This window comes from Acinetobacter sp. P1(2025) (genome assembly GCF_051390655.1).
Lineage (GTDB): Bacteria > Pseudomonadota > Gammaproteobacteria > Pseudomonadales > Moraxellaceae > Acinetobacter > Acinetobacter junii.
On sequence record NZ_JBPKBJ010000179.1, the window covers coordinates 1 to 558 of the forward strand.

Genomic DNA, 558 nt, shown 5'->3' on the forward strand with positions numbered 1-558 from the left:
TAAGTATCCATTAAAAAGTAAACATGTATTCTTTTCCGAATTGGTTTGATACTTTCTCCACCCATTGCTCTATTTTGTCAGCTGTCATGACTTGAAAATCTCGCCAATAATATTTCATCTGCTTCCATACCATCTCGATTCGATTTAACTCAGGGCTATAAGCTGGAATAAAATACAGATTCGTCGAAAAGTTAGTTTTAAGTAGCTCTCTGTAATCAGCCATCTTTTTACTTCTATGAATCGAGGCATTATCAACAATAAGAACCAATGGAAGGTTATATGTCTGTTTTACTTGTTGAGCTATTCCAGTTAAATAGGCATAAAACCAAGTACTTGTCACTGACTCTTGTAAACAGCTTGTCACCAGTTTCCCCGTTGAAAGCAAACACCCCATGACATTAACTCGTTTTAATCTTATTGCATCAACCGCATGAACATCACCTATCTTTGTCCACGCATAGCGGTTATCAGGTGTAGATGAAAATCCTGTTTCATCAACATAACCTAATATAATTTCACCACGTGCCGCTTGCTCTCGTAATTCTTCAATCTGCTGTG

General features: G+C 37.1%; 1 protein-coding gene. It reads right to left on the reverse strand.

Annotation, left to right across the window (positions count from 1 at the left end):
* Positions 1 to 10: 10 nt before the first annotated feature.
* Positions 11 to 550, reverse strand: a complete 540-nt coding sequence (locus tag ACSC97_RS18270) for an IS630 family transposase (protein WP_225554437.1) — start codon at positions 548 to 550, stop codon at positions 11 to 13.
* Positions 551 to 558: the final 8 nt, after the last annotated feature.